This is a genomic window from Pseudonocardia charpentierae (assembly GCF_031845345.1).
GTDB classification, from domain to species: Bacteria; Actinomycetota; Actinomycetes; order Mycobacteriales; family Pseudonocardiaceae; genus Pseudonocardia; species Pseudonocardia charpentierae.
The window spans coordinates 119,673-134,858 of record NZ_JAVREJ010000012.1 but is presented as its reverse complement, the minus strand read 5'-3'; the positions used below and the strand labels follow the sequence as shown (position 1 = coordinate 134,858).

Below are 15,186 nucleotides of genomic sequence, written 5' to 3'. Positions count from 1 at the left end.
CAAGGAGAGGGACATGTCGTCCTGGATGTTTCTGCTGGACGTCGACCGGGCGCCCGCTGCCCCCTTGGCAATCCTGCCGACGAACACCGACGATCCGGCCGGTTGGGCACTCGAGCACCGCGACGCGCTCCGCGAGGCCGTGGTCGAGCATGGTGCGGTGCTCGTGCGCGGCCTCGGGCTGCGCGACCGCACCGAGGTCGGTGCGGTGTTCGCCGGGCTGACGGGCGGACTGATGACCGAGAAGGAGGCCTTCGCACCGCGGCAGCGCTACCCAGGCGGGATCTACTCCTCCACGAGGTGGCCCGCCGGCCTGCCGATGTGCATGCACCACGAGCTGAGCTACGTCCTCGAGGTTCCCGGCCTGCTGCTGTTCGCCTGCCTCACAGCCTCTGTTGAGGGCGGGGCGACCGTCCTGGCGGACGCTCGGACGGTGCTCGAGGCCCTGCCACCTGCGCTGGTGGCGCGGTTCGAACGCGAGGGCTGGTTGCTCACCCGTAGCTACAACGACGAGATCGGGGCGACCTTCGCCGAGGCATTCGGCACCCGCAGCCTCCCGGACGTCCAGCGCTACTGCCGGGCCAACGCGATCGAGTTCGCCTGGCGGGCCGACGGGGGGCTGCGCACCCGGCAGCGGCGCCCTGCGGTGGTGCGGCACCCCCTGACCGGCCGCCGGTGCTGGTTCAACCAGATCGCCTTCCTCAACCAGTGGACGCTCGATCCGGCTGTGCGCGAGCAGCTTGTCGAGGTCTACGGGGAGGACGGGCTGCCGTTCAACACCTTCTTCGGGAACGGGGACCCGATCGACGAGCGTCTTGTCGCGTTGCTCAACGACGTCTACGAGGCGCACACGGTCCGTGAGCCGTGGCAGGACGGCGACCTGATGCTGGTCGACAACATCCGCACCGCCCACGGCCGCGAGGCCTACGCCTGGCCGCGGGAGGTCTACATCGGCATGGCCGACCCGGTGCGGATCGCCGATCTCCCGCTGAGATGTGGAGGTGATTTCTGATGTCTCCGATGGCGGCGCCGCAGTTCGGCGTGATCTCCGGCGCGCAGGTGCAGGGCGCACTAGCGGGACGGGAGAAGCAGCTCGTGGAGTTGGTCGAGGCCGCGTACCGGTGGCACGGCGTCGGTGAGTCGGTGAATCCCCCCTCCTACTTCCTACGCTTCCCGGACCGCCCGACCGCGCGCATCATCGCGCTGCCCGCCTCGCTCGGCGGTGACGTCCGCGTGGACGGCCTGAAGTGGATCTCCAGCTTTCCGGACAACGTGCAGGTCGGGCTGCCGCGGGCGTCGGCCGTGCTGATCCTGAACGACCCCGCCACCGGCTACCCCTTCGCTTGTCTGGAGAGCTCGATCATCAGTGCTACCCGCACGGCCGCCTCGGCCGCGCTGGCCGCGAAGCACCTCACCCGCGGGCGGGCGCGGCCGGCCCGGGTCGGCTTCGTCGGCACGGGGCTGATCGCCCGCTACGTCCATGCGTTCCTCGTCGGCACCGACTGGTCGTTCGACGAGGTCGGGATCCACGACCTGTCCGCCGACAGCGCCGACGGTTTCCGCCGTTACCTGGACCGGGCAGGCACCGCCGGCCGGATCACGGTGCACGACAGCGCTAAGGGTGTGCTCCTCGCGAGCGACCTGGTGGTTTTCACCACGATCGCGGCTCGGCCGCACGTCCATGATCCCTCGTGGTTCGACCATGGCCCGGTCGTGCTGCACGTCTCGCTGCGCGACCTCGCGCCGGAGGTCTTGCTCCGCGCAGTGAATATCGTCGACGACATCGAGCACTGTCTGAAGGCGGAGACCTCGCCGCACCTGGCCGAGCAGCTCACTGGCAACCGGGACTTCCTCGCCGGAACACTGGCAGATGTGATCTGCGGACGGATCACCGTGCCCGAGGACCGGCCGGTGGTGTTCTCCCCGTTCGGCCTGGGCGTGCTCGACCTTGCCGTCGGAAAGTACGTCTATGACCAGGTGGCGCACTCGGGAGACCTGCACGTGGTCGACGACTTCTTCCACGACCTGAACCGGTACGGATGAGCGGGGCCTGGCGGACCGGAAGGAGACCGGCGCAGTACGCGGTGGCGGGCGCGCGCTGAGCCAGGGACGTCCCCACCCCGCCGTGCAGGGGACTGCGAGGTCGACATGGTCAACCAGATCCTTCTCGTCGAGGACGACTCGACGATCGGGGAGGTTCTCACTGCGACACTGGGCAGCCATGGTTACGACGTCGCGTGGGAGCGGACGGGTACCGCGGCGCTCGCGCGGGCCGGTGGTGGTCCCGTCGACCTCGCTCTGCTGGACCTGGGGCTGCCGGACCTCGACGGCATCGAGGTTTGCCGGCGGCTTCGGCGCTCCCAGCCCGGATGCGTGCTCGTCATCCTCACCGCGCGCGCAGCCGAGATGGACGTCGTGGTGGGGCTGGAGGCGGGCGCCGACGACTACCTGGTCAAGCCGGTCCGGCTGGCCGAGCTGCACGCCCGGGTGCGCGCGCACCTGCGCCGCAGCGACGCCGGCTCGACCGCTCCACCGGTCCGCCGCCTCGGTGGCCTGACCGTGGACCTGCGGCGGCACCGGGCCACGGCCGCGGGACGGGAACTCCACCTGCGCCCGAAGGAGTTCGACCTGCTGGCCCGCCTGATGGCGCAGCCCGACGTGGCGCTGCGCCGCGACACGCTCATGGCCGACGTGTGGGATGCGTACTGGGGCAGCTCCACCAAGACGCTCGACGTCCACGTCGCCGCCATCCGGAGGAAGATCCTCGAGGCCGCCGGGTCCGCCCGAGCCGAGCTTCCGGAGATCGTCACGATCAGGGGCTACGGGTACCGGCTTGAGCTGGCGCCGGATGCTCCCAGCACCCCTTCCTCGTAGACGGAGGAAGCGTGCGCTCGCGAATCGTCGGTCTCGCCATCTTGGCCTCGGTGCTGGCCATCGGCCTGTTCGGCGTGCCGCTGGGGGTGGCGGTCCTCCGGTACGCCCTGCAGGCCGAGCGGAGCGAGCTGCAGGGCGTCGCCGACGCGGTCGCGATCGTCGTGGCCGGTGACGTCTACGACGACGAGCAGATCGACTACGTGAGCCGGCAGGGTGCAATCGAACTGGCGGTCTACGACGACGACGGCGAGCTGTTGGGTGGCCGTGGCCCGACCGGTGCCGGGCCTGAGCTCGCCGATGCGCTGGCCGGCCGGGTGGGCACCGGAACCAGGGACGACCGCCTGGTCGTGGCGGTACCCGTGACCCACGACGGCGACATGATCGGCGCGGTGGAGGCCACCGCCCCGCACGCCGTCATGCAGCGGAAGGTGGCCGCCGTGTGGACGGCGATGGCCGCACTCGCAGCGCTGGCGATCGGAGCCACCTGGCTCGTCGCGCGTCGGCAGGCCCGACGCCTGTCGCGCCCGCTCGAGGAGCTCGCCGTCGGTGCGGGCCGGCTGGGTGACGGCGACTTCAGCGTGCGCGTCCGACGGGGCGGTGTACCCGAGATCGACGCGGTGGGTTGCGCCTTGAACGACACCGCCGGCCGGCTCGACGACCTGCTCGCGCGCGAACGGGCATTCTCGGCCGACGCGTCGCACCAGCTGCGGACACCGCTCGCGGGCCTGCGGCTCCGCCTCGAAGCCGGTCTCGAGGGGCCTGACGGGGACCTGCGCTCCGCGATCGGCGCGAGCCTGGTCGACGCGGACCGCCTGCAGGCGACGATCGAGGAGCTGCTCACGCTGGCCCGCGAGCGCAACGAGCGGGTCGAGCCGCTCGACCTGGTTGCGCTGCTCGCCGAGCTGTCGCCCGAGTGGGCCGGCCGTCTGGCCCTGCACGGCCGTGACCTTGATCTTCGGATCGCCCCGGGGGCGTCGACCAGGCCGTGCGCTTCGGCCGCCGCGGTCCGCCAGGTGCTCGCTGTGCTCGTCGACAACGCCACGACCCACGGTGGTGGAACGGTGACGATCACGATCCGCGACGCGGCGGAGGCAGTGGCGATCGACGTCTCCGACGAGGGACCCGGGGTGGAGGTGTCCGAAGGCGTCCTGTTCACCCGGCGGGTGCAGACCGCGAACACGCACGGCATCGGCCTGGCGCTCGCGCGGCGCCTCGCCGAGGCCGAGCACGGTCGGCTGGTGCTGACCCGATCGTCGCCGCCTGTGTTCACCCTCCTGCTGCCGCCCACCGGGTTGGCGGCGACGAGCAGGACCGACGATCACCTGCCGTCGCCCGGGGCGCCGGTGGTCCCGGAACCGGTCGCCCCGTGGTCGATCGGGTACGCCGGCCCAACTGGCCGCGGCACCGGTGAGATGTCGTAGGTCGTGGTCTTGAAGATCGTGTCCGCGCCGCTCTCCACGACCTCAGGGGACCGCCGGCGCAGGATGCTGATCGAGCCGTCCGCTCCGCCCGCGGCCAGAGCCGCCTCGAGTCTGCACATGACGACGTCGAGGCACGAAGCCCCCTCGCGATGGTGACGAGGTACGTGCGCCCGGAACGTCACCGATTCGGCTTCGGGAGGCGCGGTCGTCCGGTCGTCGGCCGACCACTCGAGGGTCAGGTAGCAGGTGTCGCTCGCGGTGCCGTCCCCGACCGCGAGATCGTCGAGGCGGTCCGCGTAGTTCACGAGAAGCCGCTTGAGCACGTCGTCCCGCGCGATGCGCGTGAACACCGCGAAACGGAGGTCCACCGCGATCCTCCCGTCGGGTCCGCAGCACGGCCCGGATGTGCATCTGAGCTGTGCCGGACGCTACGCCGTGGGCGGCAAGCGTTGGACTCACGCCGGGCAAGGTGAGGGTAAATGCGGAGCGATACTGCGGACGGTCGCGCACGCCTCGTTCAACGCCGTGAACGACCTGGGGCTCGTCGGCAACTGGCAGGCTCTGCCGGCCCTCGCCCTTCTCGTCGGAGCGCTCGCCGCCGTGCGCCGGTGGCGGGCCAGGTGAGCATGCCCTGCATCTCAGTACCTGGGCACCGCGGGCCCGCTCCGGCATTCTGAGTTCTCGGCCGCGGTATCACGTGCCGACCCTGCAGGTCCTTCCCGATACGGACGCTCTCACCAAGCACCCGACGTCAGGAGGACGCATGTTCGCGCCGGCCCGCCATCTCGACCCGCTGCGGATCGTGCACGGCACTCGCGGCGCCCGCTACGACTGCCCCGACGTCGCCACGGTCGACGGCCACCTCGTGCGGCTGAGCCGTCGCGTCGCCACGGGCGGTGTCGAGTCGCCGGACTTCGTCGAGGTCTGCCGCACCGACATCGACCGGCTGCTCGACCGCCGCGCGTGGCTCACCCTGCCGGTCGCCCCGAGGGGGTTCCGGCTGCGGCTGGCCGGTTAGCCGGCGGAGACGCGGACGACGGCCCGGTCCAGCGGCATCTCGTCGGTCCGCGCGCCGCCGTCGGCCGCCGCCTCGAACGGCATCGTGCCGTCGGGCTGCAGGCCGATGATGTCGTCCCAGATCCGCTGGGTGACCCGACCGGTCAGCTCGAAGCGGTCGAACGCGAACGGCGTGCTGTCCGCGGGGAAGAACGTCGGCTCGGTGAGCACCTGGAAGTGCAGATGCGGGACCGTCGAGTTGCCACTCGTCCCGATCCGGCCCAACTGCTGGCCCTTCTCGACCCGGTCCCCGACCTTCGTCGCGACCGACCCGGTGTCCATGTGGGCGTACAGCAGGTACTGCCCGGGGCCGATCTCGACGATGACGTGGTTGCCGACAGTGTGGTCGATGCTCGGGATGGCCGGTGGCTTGGGCAGCTGGTCGTTGTTCGGCAGGCCGTCCAGGGCCGCGACGACCGTGCCGGCTGCGGCGGCGAGGATCGGCTGGTTGTACGTCACGTAGCTCGCGAGCTTCGACGGGTCGCCGACCCAGGCCCGGTGCTGGTCGTCGAGCTTGTAGAAGTCGATGGCGAAGCGCTGCGGCACCATGTAGGACCCGTTGATGGGGGCGAGCCCGCGGCGGTGGTGGGTGTCGTCGGCGCAGCAGCCGTCGCTCATGTACCAGTCGCCGGCGTCCACCGGCCAGGAGAGCACGGGAGCGGTCTGCTTCGCCACGTCGACGGTGCCGACCACGAACTCGGCGTGCACGGGCGCTGCGCCCGGAGGCTGGATCGACCCGACCACCAGGTGCTCCAGCCGTTCGGGCGGCGGGCCGCCGTCCGGGACGGTGACGTCCAACCAGACGACCGAGGTGCTCGACGGGGCGATGGGCTCGGTCGTCGGGGGTGGCGGGTCGCCCGCTTCCCGGCTCGTGTGGATGAGCTGCGTGACGTCGGCGCCGAGCGCCGCTCCGGATTCCGAGGTGATCGGCGCGTGGGTGGCCGCGTCCCGGATGTCCACCCGCTCGAGCTGGAACGGGATCGGGAGGGCGTTCGTGAGTGCCAGTTCGTACGCCAGGTGCGTCGCGCCGTCGGTCCCGCGGACGGGCGCCGGGGTCGTGTACGTGGACGCGACCAACGGCGTGAAGAGGGTGCCGGGGGCGATGCCGCCGCCGGACGGGTTCGCCGCCGACACCGCGCCGGAGGTCGGCGAGGCTGCCGCACCGGAGGTCGGCGATGCCGCGGGCGCGGGATTCCCGGCGCCCGTGCAGGCCGCCGTGGCGGAGACGACGGTGAGCGCGACCGTCGCGGTCACGGTGCGGAGGGCCGAGGAACGAGGCATCGGGACGCCTTTCGGGGCGCGATGAGTGGTGATCCTCGACCGTGCCGCGATGACGTGTCGCGGGCATCAGGGCCAACCCGAAACCTCTACCCCTAACGTGTCCTCGAAGATCAGGAGCCGTCCGCGGCAGTATGAGCGTCATGGGGAACGTCAGGGGGCAGGCCCGCTCCCCGCTTCCCCGCGCCCGGCTGATCGAGCGCGAGGCGCAGCTGCGCGTCCTGGAGGAGGCCGAGCAGACCGCCGGAACGGGCGACGGGCGGCTGGTTCTCGTCGAGGGCCCCGCAGGCATCGGCAAGAGCGCCGTGCTCGCTTCCGTGCGCGACCGCAGGCGACGAGACGGCACGGCCGTGCTGTTCGCACGGTGCAGCGAACTCGAGAGCACCTATGCGTTCGGGGTGGTGCGCCAGCTCTTCGAGACGCGGCTCCGCGCGACGACGCCCTGGCTGGAGGGGTCGGCCCACTCCGCGGCGGCGGTGTTCGACGCGCCGGTGGAGCCCGCGCCGGGCGGTGTCGCCGACGACGTCTCGCACTCGGTGTTGCACGGGCTCTACTGGCTGACGGTCAACGTCTGCGCGGAGCAGTCCGTGGCGCTCGTCGTCGACGACGCCCAGTGGTGCGACCGCCCGAGCCTGCGCTTCCTGGCCTATCTCGCGGGCCGGCTCGACGGCCTGACCCTCGTGGTCGTCGTCGGTGCGCGGACCGGGGAGCGGTCGGAGCAGGCGGCGCTCCTCGCGGAACTGGCCCGTGAGGAGCGGGCCGAGGTGGTGGCGCTCGAGCCGCTCTCCTTGGCAGGAGTCACGGACCTGCTCGCCGTACGCCTGGGCGTCGCGCCCCGCGCGGACTTCGCGCAGGCCTGCCTGCGGGCCACCGGCGGCAACCCGCTCCTGCTCGACGAGCTCAGCCGGGCGATGCGGGCCGACGGCATCAGCCCGGACGTCGCGCCCGTCGACGTGGTCGCCGACCTCGGCCCACGAGCGGTGTCCCGGACCGTCCTGCTGCGGCTGGCCCGGCTCGATGCCGGCGCCGTGGCGCTCGCCCAGGCCGTCGCCGTGCTCGGCGAGGCCGCAGACCTCGCGGTGCTCCGCGGGATGACGGGGCTGTCGACCGCCGGGGTGGAGCAGGCGGCCCGGTCCCTCGTGCACGCGCAGATCCTCCGCCCGCAGTCACCGATGGGCTTCGTCCACCCGCTGCTGCGCGACGCGGTCTACCAGGACCTGTCGCCCCTCGAGCTCGAGGCCCGGCACGGTGAGGCGGCCCGCCTGCTGCACGCCGCCGGGCGCAGCGCCGAGGAGATCGCCGCGCACGCGCTGCTGCTGCCGCCCGGCGCCCGGTCGTGGATCGTCGACGTGCTGAGCGAGAGTGCTGCGACGGCGCTCAGCCGCGGCGCGCCCGACGTCGCGGTGTCGTACCTGCGCCGTGCCCTCGCCGAGCCCGCGACGGCGGACCGCGAACCGGGGCTCGTGACGCGGCTGGGACTGGCGGAGGCGCTCGCGAACGAGCCGCAGGAGGCGACGGTCCATCTCGCGGCGGCGTACGAGGTCTCCACCGATCCCGAGGCCCGCGCCCGCATCGCCGAGGTCCTCGCCCGGATGCTCCTGTTCACCCGGCCGCCGGACGAGGCGGTCGCCGTCGCGCAGCGGGCCCGGATGCAGCTGCCGCCGCACCTGGCGGACCGGCGGGACGCCCTCACCGCCCTCGAGCTGTACGCGGTCGCCTTCGGCGCCACGGACGACGGCCGTGCCCTGGCCGCCTCGGCTGCCGTGTCCGGCTCGGACGGCCTCGGGGCACGGATGCTCGCCGCCGTCCGCGCCTGGGACCTCGCGCTCACCGGCGGGTCCGCGGCCCGGTGTGTCGAGGAGGCGCGGTACGCCCTCCGCGACGGCGTGCTGCTGCGCCACGACCCGTCGTTCATGACCCACATCCCCGCCGGGGTGCTCGCGCTGGCCGATGACGCGGGAGCCGTGGAGGTGTGGTCGCAGGCGCTGGCAGAAGGACACACCCACGGGTCGCAGATGACCATCTCCGGTGTGCTGCTGTGGCAGGGGTGGGGCCGGCTGCAACGCGGGGACCTCGAGGACGCGGAGGAGAGCCTGCGGCGCTACCGCGTGGCGACGCAGCGGCGCGGTGGCGATCACGAAGCCGGCGCGGCGTACGGGATCGGCTTTCTCGTCCGGGTCCTGGTGGCGCGGGGGAAGCTGGCCGAGGCGCGTCGACTGGCTGGGCTGACGCGGGAGTGGCCTGCGGGTTCGGACGGTGACCTGCAGCAGATCCGCGGGATCGTCGAGGTGCTGCTCGCGGACGGGCGGTGGAGCGAGGCGCTCGCGGTGCTCGACGAGGTTCCGCAACGCCGGCGGCCGGTCGTGAACCCGGTCTGGGCGCCGTGGGGATCGCTGTCGGCCCGGGCGCTGGGCGGACTGGGACGGACGGAGGAGGCACTGGCGCGAGCCGCCGACGAGGTCGCGGCGGCCCGGGTATGGGGAGCGCCGACCGGGCTGGGGGCCGCGCTGCGCTCGCTCGGAGTTGCGCTGGACCTGGCCGGTTCGTCGGAGGCGCTGCCCGCGCTCGAGGAGGCCACCGCCGTGACGGAGGGGTCGTCGGCGCGGCTGGAGCACGCCGCGTCCCTGCTGGCCCACGGCGGCCTGTTGCGGCGCAGCCGGCAGCCGACGCCGGCCCGTCCGCTGCTGGAGCGGGCGGCCGGTCTCGCCCGGGCGTGTGGGGCCGCTCCGCTCGCGGACCGGGCGATCCAGGAGTTCCGGGCCGCCGGTGGGCAGCGGCTCTCCCGGCACGCGACGGGCGTCGACGCGCTGACTCCGAGCGAACGGCGGGTGGCGGCACTGGCCGCATCCGGCCGCTCGAACAAGGCGATCGCCCAGGAGCTGTTCGTCACGACGAAGACGGTCGAGATCCACCTGTCGAACACCTATCGCAAGCTCGGCGTGGCGTCCCGCGGGGACCTTGCCGGCCTGATCGTCGTCGACGGCTGACGCGGTCCGACCCTGCCTAGGGGACGAGGTTTCGGGGCCGTCCCTGACGCCGCTGCCCCTCGCCGCGACGACAGTGCGGGAGATGGAAGCGCGGACCGTCCACCTGCACGTCGACGTCGTCGTCGAGGGATCGGTGATCTCCGGGGAGGTCACGGTCCTCGAGGGCGGTCCGGTGCGGCGGTTCAGCGGCCGCCTCGGGCTCATCACGGCGATCGAGCAGGCCTTGAACGTGCCCGACGGCGAGGGGGCCGGCTCCGAGTCGGGCTTCTGAACAGACGGCGGCCGAGCAGCGACTGCTCCCGGGCCCGGCCCTAAGGCGCTGGCCCGTCCCGACGACGTGCTGATGATCAGCTGGACCGACGCCGTCGTCCCTCGGGCCTTCGCCGTCTTCGCAGCATTCTTGGGGTTGGGTGACTGGGATGGGGCGCCCCCTCACCGGCTCCCGCGCGGATCACGGATCGCGGATCGGGGCTCGACTTCCGCCAACGAAACACTGGTTTCGTTGGTGAGTAGTTCTACGCGTAGAAACCAATAACCAGTTCTAGTTCTGATTTCGCAACTGATACCGTCCTCGTCGTGATCGACACCGCCGCACGATGCAGCTACAGCCGTTGCCGGGCCGAGCTCCCGACTCCGGGGCCTCAGGGCGGGCGACCCCGGTCGTTCTGCCGGGACACCCGCTGGGAGGGCGGCCGCACATGCGCGCAGATGGCGCGGAACGAACGCGACGCCCTCGACGCGCTGGGCCTCGACGGTGGCGGGACGACGTTCCGGCTCGACGCCGACCGGTTGCGGGAGCACGTCGACGCCGTGCGGGCACCGGTGGGAGCGCTGGCCGGCGCGCTCGACGCCGTGTCGGCCCGGCTGGACGAGGTGCAGCGCGACGCCGTCGCCGCGGTCGAGGTCGCGCACCGGCGGGCGGCGGAGTCGGACACCGAGCGGGTGGCCGCCGAGGCCGCCCGCGAGCGGGCCGACGAGCTGGCGCAGCAGGCGCGGGTGGCCGCCGAGCAGGCCGGTCAGGACCGCGAGGAGGCCGTGCGCCGGGCCGCGGCCGCGGCCCGGCAGGCGCTGGAGGCGACCGAGGCGCTGGGGGCCGCCAAGCAATCGGCCGAGGAGGCCTCCGCCACCCGCGCCGCCGCGGAGCGGCAGTCTGCGAGGGCGGGACAGCAGGCGGCGGAGGCGGCGCGCCGGGCCGAACGGGCCGACACCGAGCGCGACGCCGCGGTGGCCCGCGCGGGCGAGCTGCGCGACGAGCTCACGGCCCTGCGGTCGGAGAACGACCGTCTGCGCGGCGAGGTGGGGGAGCTGCGGGCCACGGCGTCCGCCGCCGAGGCCGAGGCGCGGGACCGGGTGGCCGTGGCCGTCGCCGCGCGCGACGACGCCACCCGGCGGGCCGCGGACGCCGGCCGGGCCGCCGCGGCGGCGGAGGAGGCCCGCCGCGCGGCCGAGGGCGGTCTGCGGACGACGCTCGAGCGGGTGGAGTCGGAGTCGGCGCTCCGCGCGCGAGCGGACGCCGAGGCGGACCGGCTGCGGGCCGAGCTGGAGACGGTGCGCGCCGAGCTCGCCGCCGCCCGCCTCCGGTCCCTGCCGGCCGACGAGCTGCGGGCGGTGCTCACCGAGGCCCTCGGCGCCGCCCCCCGCTAAGGGCGCCCACGGCTGTGGCGGGCGCGGTGGTCACCGGCTGAGGGTGCTGACGGTCGTGGTAGCCGCCACCGACACCCGAGGCGGACGATCACCAGCCACCAGCACCCGTAGCGGCGGATCACTCACTCGTGCCCCAGCCCCGCCCGGTCGAGCGTCAGACCAGCGGGCTCGCCGCCAGCACCCGGACGGCCTCCGTCACCGCCGCGCGGCGGGCCACCCGCACCGCGGTCTCCAGCGGGCGCAGGGCCTCGCGGCGGGCGGCGGCCGCCGATGCGGACAGGGCTCCGCCCGGTTCGTCCACCGACGCCGCGGCCAGGATCGCCTCGACCTCGTCCGCGTGCTGCAGCACCCGCAGCGCCGGGGCGGGCATGCCCGCGGGCCACAGCGTGCGGGGCCGGGCGCGCAGCTTGGCGGCGATCTCCTCGCGGACCCCGGGCCGGTGCCGGGCCACCCCGAGGGAGGTGAGCACCGAGGCGGACTGCCGGACCTGGTCGCGCAGGTCGCGCTCGGCCTGGGGGAGGGCGACGTGCTCGGGCGCGGGGCCCGGGTCGACCACCGGGTGCACCGTCCAGCGCAGCACCTGGTCGGTCGCCCTGTTGTCCACCGCACCGGGCACGATCCCGAGGCCGGCGTCGGTGAACAGCACACCCTCGCCCGCCGCCATCGCCGCCCGGCTGAACGGTCCGGGACCGGGCAGGCCGCGCGGGTCGCCGGGGGCGGGCAGCACCACCCGGCCGGGCCCCCGGGGGGCCGCGCGGCGCAGGGCGGCGAGCAGGAAGGTCACCGAGCCGGGCGGGGTGCCGGGGGCCGACAGCGAGTGGGCGTGGGCGGTCTCGGCGTCCGCCGCGACGACGTCGTGCGTCTGCGCCCACGGCCCGAGCGCGTCGAGCACGTCGTCGGGAGCCGCGGCACCGGCCAGCCAGGCCGAGGACCACACGGTGAACGTCGCGGAGGCGCAGGGCACGACGTCAGGCTAACCAGTGGCCCGCCGGGCGGCACGCTTACGGTCCGCCTGAAACCGGACACGGTGGGTAGTTGCTGGTCACGAGCAACAACCGGCGTGTCGTCCCCCGCGGCCGCCGTCCGCCGCGGTAGAACCGCGCGATGTCCCCGCGCGACACCGGTCTGCCGAGCGCCGCCCGCACCCACGACTACCGCGGCGCGTTCGGCGCCGACGGCACACGGGTCGTGCGCAAGCGCGAGATCCCCGAGGTCCCCGCCGAGCGCGGCACCGTCGTCGAGGACCCGGGCAGCGGGTTCTGCGGGGCGGTGGTGCGGGTCGACATCCGCGAGGTCACCCTCGAGGACCGGCACGGCCGCCACCGCGTGTTCCCGCTGCGTGCGGGCGCGTTCCTCGTCGACGGCCGGCCCGCCACGCTGGTCGTCCCGCCGCGGGCCCCGACCGGGCCGGTGATCTCGGCGTCGGGGTCGGTCCGGGTCGCGAACGTCGCCGCCCGCACGGCCCGCGCGAGCCGGATCTGGGTCGAGGGCATCCACGACGCCGCGCTCGTCGAGACCGTGTGGGGCCACGACCTGCGGGTCGAGGGCGTGGTCGTGGAACCGATGCACGGGATGGACGACCTGGCCGCCGCCGTCGCCGACTTCGGCCCCGCCGCGCACCGGAAGCTCGGGGTGCTCGTCGACCATCTCGTCGAGGGCAGCAAGGAGACCCGGGCGGCGCACGCCGTGGCCGGGCCGCACGTGCTCGTCACCGGCCATCCCTTCGTCGACGTGTGGCAGGCGGTCAAGCCGTCGGTCGTCGGCATCCGGGCGTGGCCCGCCGTGCCGCGGGGGACCGACTGGAAGACCGGCGTGTGCGCGGCGCTGGGCTGGGGTGAGCCCGCCGACGGCGCGCGGCGCGTGCTGGGCGCGGTGCGCAGCTACCGGGACCTGGAGTCGCCGTTGATCGGCGCGGTCGAACGGCTGATCGACTTCGTGACCGTCGACGACGCGGGATGAGAACCGGCCGCCCGGTCGTGGCGGCGGAGCAGGCAAGTGCCGTGCGTTCTGGCAGGATCCGGTCATGACCGCGCCCCTGGTGTGGCTCGTGGTGGGGCTGGTGCTCGTCGCGGCCGAGCTCGCGTCGGGCGAGTTCGTGCTGCTCATGCTCGGCGGAGGCGCGGTCGTCGCGGCCGGGGCGTCGCTGGTGCTCGGGACCGTGGGCAGCGCCCTGGTCTTCGCGGTCGCCTCCGTGCTCCTGCTGCTCGGGCTGCGCCCGGCGCTGCGCAGGCGGCTGGACCGCAGCGTGCCGCACACGCCCACGCGCACGGAGGCGCTGGTCGGCGGCACGGCCACGGTCCTCACGCGGGTGGACGGGCACGGCGGCCGGGTCCGGATCGGCGACGACGACTGGTCGGCGCGGTCGTTCGACGGGGCACAGGTGATCGAACCGGGCGAACAGGTCACCGTCGTGCGGATCGCCGGCGCGACGGCCCTGGTGCTCGCCCACCATCATTCCGCCGGGTAGGCGGTCGAGAAGAGAGGGAGGGACAGCGTGGACGGTGGAACCGTTCTGCTCGTCGTCGTCCTGCTGTTCGTGCTGCTCGTGATCGTCTCGGTGGTCAAGGCGGTGCAGATCATCCCGCAGGCCCAGGCCGCGGTGATCGAACGGCTGGGCCGCTACCAGAAGACCCAGACGCCGGGGTTGGCCTTCCTCGTGCCGTTCATCGACCGCATCCGGGCCCGGATCGACCTGCGCGAGCAGGTGGTGTCGTTCCCGCCGCAGCCGGTCATCACCCAGGACAACCTGACGGTCAACATCGACACCGTCGTCTACTACCAGGTGCTCGACCCCAAGGCCGCGGTCTACGAGATCTCCGACTACATCATCGGCGTCGAGCAGATCACGATCACCACGCTGCGCAACGTCGTGGGCGGGATGAGCCTGGAGGGCACCCTCACCTCCCGCGACGAGATCAACGACAAGCTCCGCGGCGAACTGGACAAGGCCACCGGCAGCTGGGGCATCCGGGTCGGCCGCGTGGAGATCAAGGCCATCGACCCGCCGGCGTCGATCCAGGAGTCGATGGAACGCCAGATGAAGGCGGACCGCGAGAAGCGGGCGACGATCCTCACCGCGGAGGGCCAGCGGGAGTCGGCCATCCGCAGCGCGGAAGGGCAGAAGCAGGCCCAGATCCTCACCGCAGAGGGCCGCAAGCAGGCCGCCATCCTCGAGGCCGAGGCCGACCGGCAGTCGCGCATCCTGCGCGCACGGGGTGAGCGGGCGGCGCAGTACCTGCAGGCCCAGGGCGAGGCGAAGGCGATCGAGAAGGTGTTCGCCGCGATCAAGGCGGGCCGCCCGACCCCGGAGCTCCTGGCCTACCAGTACCTGCAGACCCTGCCGGAGATGGCCAAGGGCGAGGCCAACAAGGTCTGGATGGTGCCCAGCGACTTCGGCAAGGCGCTGGAGGGCTTCACCCGGATGCTCGGGGCACCGGGGGAGGACGGGGTGTTCCGGTACGAGCCGTCCCCGGTCGACGACGTCCCGGCGAGCCGGCCGGAGGACGACGACGAGTCGGTGCGCGACTGGTTCGACATCGCGACGAACCCGGAGATCGCGAAGGTCGTCGCGGACGCGGAGGCCCAGGCCCGCCGGTCGGTACCGCCGCCGGGAATGCCCGACCCGGGGCCGACGGCCGTGGCCCCGCCCCGGCCGGCACCGCGGGGGATCCCGGCCTCCGGCTGGCCCGCGCCCCCGGGGCTCCCGGCCGCGCCGTCGGGGAGCACACCGGCCCGGCCCGCTCAGCCGCCGCGCCCGCACCCGGCGTCGGCGCCCACCACACCGCTGTCCGACGACGACGGGTCGGCGGACACCCCGCCCGGCGGGATGCCGGTCGGTCCGGGGGAGGCGGCCGACCGCCGCGACACCGGGAACGGCGACGGCCCGCCGCGTCCGGGCTATCCGTCCCCGCCGCCGCGCAACTGACAGC

General features: G+C 73.7%; 14 protein-coding genes. 11 read left to right on the top strand and 3 right to left on the bottom strand.

Features of this window, described 5'->3' with window-relative positions; all coding sequences use genetic code 11:
- The first annotated feature begins 13 nt into the window (after positions 1 to 13).
- From RM445_RS17855 to RM445_RS17840, 4 genes are all read left to right on the top strand, one after another.
- The gene (locus tag RM445_RS17855) at positions 14 to 1,009 is read left to right on the top strand and encodes a TauD/TfdA family dioxygenase (protein WP_311557685.1); all 996 of its coding nucleotides are present in this window, start codon (positions 14 to 16) and stop codon (positions 1,007 to 1,009) included.
- Positions 1,009 to 2,040, top strand: a complete 1,032-nt coding sequence (sbnB, locus tag RM445_RS17850) for a 2,3-diaminopropionate biosynthesis protein SbnB (RefSeq protein ID WP_311557683.1) — start codon at positions 1,009 to 1,011, stop codon at positions 2,038 to 2,040. Before RM445_RS17855 ends, sbnB begins: the two co-directional genes overlap by 1 nt.
- Before the next feature lie 105 nt (positions 2,041 to 2,145).
- Positions 2,146 to 2,871, top strand: coding sequence for a response regulator transcription factor (locus RM445_RS17845; protein ID WP_311557682.1), 726 nt, complete (start codon positions 2,146 to 2,148; stop codon positions 2,869 to 2,871).
- An 11-nt stretch (positions 2,872 to 2,882) separates the two neighbouring features.
- A complete protein-coding gene (locus tag RM445_RS17840) occupies positions 2,883 to 4,292 on the top strand; it encodes a sensor histidine kinase (RefSeq protein ID WP_311557680.1) in 1,410 nt (469 codons plus the stop codon).
- Here the strand turns inward: RM445_RS17840 and RM445_RS17835 are convergent.
- On the bottom strand, positions 4,190 to 4,660 hold the full coding sequence (locus RM445_RS17835) for a hypothetical protein (RefSeq protein ID WP_311557678.1): 471 nt from the start codon (positions 4,658 to 4,660) through the stop codon (positions 4,190 to 4,192). The genes RM445_RS17840 and RM445_RS17835 overlap by 103 nt on opposite strands.
- 395 nt (positions 4,661 to 5,055) lie before the next feature.
- Between RM445_RS17835 and RM445_RS17830 the strand changes: the two genes are divergently transcribed.
- Positions 5,056 to 5,310: a hypothetical protein gene (locus RM445_RS17830; protein ID WP_311557676.1), complete on the top strand. Its 255-nt coding sequence runs from the start codon at positions 5,056 to 5,058 to the stop codon at positions 5,308 to 5,310.
- Here the strand turns inward: RM445_RS17830 and RM445_RS17825 are convergent.
- On the bottom strand, positions 5,307 to 6,602 hold the full coding sequence (locus tag RM445_RS17825; RefSeq protein ID WP_311557674.1) for a M23 family metallopeptidase: 1,296 nt from the start codon (positions 6,600 to 6,602) through the stop codon (positions 5,307 to 5,309). The genes RM445_RS17830 and RM445_RS17825 overlap by 4 nt on opposite strands.
- A 167-nt stretch (positions 6,603 to 6,769) precedes the next feature.
- Here RM445_RS17825 and RM445_RS17820 point away from each other — a divergent pair, with 167 nt between their 5' ends.
- From RM445_RS17820 to RM445_RS17810, 3 genes are all read left to right on the top strand, one after another.
- Positions 6,770 to 9,613 carry an ATP-binding protein gene (locus RM445_RS17820; protein WP_311557672.1) on the top strand — a complete coding sequence of 948 codons (2,844 nt, stop codon included), beginning with the start codon at positions 6,770 to 6,772 and terminating at the stop codon, positions 9,611 to 9,613.
- Between the two features lie 82 nt (positions 9,614 to 9,695).
- Entirely contained in the window at positions 9,696 to 9,884 is a 189-nt protein-coding gene (locus RM445_RS17815; RefSeq protein ID WP_311557671.1) for a hypothetical protein, read from the top strand.
- Between the two features lie 437 nt (positions 9,885 to 10,321).
- On the top strand, positions 10,322 to 11,257 hold the full coding sequence (locus RM445_RS17810) for a coiled-coil domain-containing protein (RefSeq protein ID WP_311557670.1): 936 nt from the start codon (positions 10,322 to 10,324) through the stop codon (positions 11,255 to 11,257).
- 154 nt (positions 11,258 to 11,411) lie between these two features.
- Here the strand turns inward: RM445_RS17810 and RM445_RS17805 are convergent, their stop codons facing one another.
- Positions 11,412 to 12,221: a hypothetical protein gene (locus RM445_RS17805; RefSeq protein WP_311557668.1), complete on the bottom strand. Its 810-nt coding sequence runs from the start codon at positions 12,219 to 12,221 to the stop codon at positions 11,412 to 11,414.
- Positions 12,222 to 12,361: 140 nt separating this feature from the next.
- On the opposite strand from RM445_RS17805, the gene RM445_RS17800 reads away from it, so the two are divergent.
- The 3 genes from RM445_RS17800 to RM445_RS17790 all read left to right on the top strand — a co-directional run bounded on the left by RM445_RS17800 (position 12,362) and on the right by RM445_RS17790 (position 15,182).
- Positions 12,362 to 13,216, top strand: coding sequence for a DUF3097 domain-containing protein (locus RM445_RS17800; protein WP_311557666.1), 855 nt, complete (start codon positions 12,362 to 12,364; stop codon positions 13,214 to 13,216).
- A gap of 64 nt (positions 13,217 to 13,280) precedes the next feature.
- Complete coding sequence (locus tag RM445_RS17795) at positions 13,281 to 13,724, top strand: NfeD family protein (protein ID WP_311557665.1); 444 nt, start codon at positions 13,281 to 13,283, stop codon at positions 13,722 to 13,724.
- 27 nt (positions 13,725 to 13,751) lie between these two features.
- The gene (locus RM445_RS17790; RefSeq protein ID WP_311557663.1) at positions 13,752 to 15,182 is read left to right on the top strand and encodes an SPFH domain-containing protein; all 1,431 of its coding nucleotides are present in this window, start codon (positions 13,752 to 13,754) and stop codon (positions 15,180 to 15,182) included.
- The last annotated feature ends 4 nt before the right edge of the window (positions 15,183 to 15,186 follow it).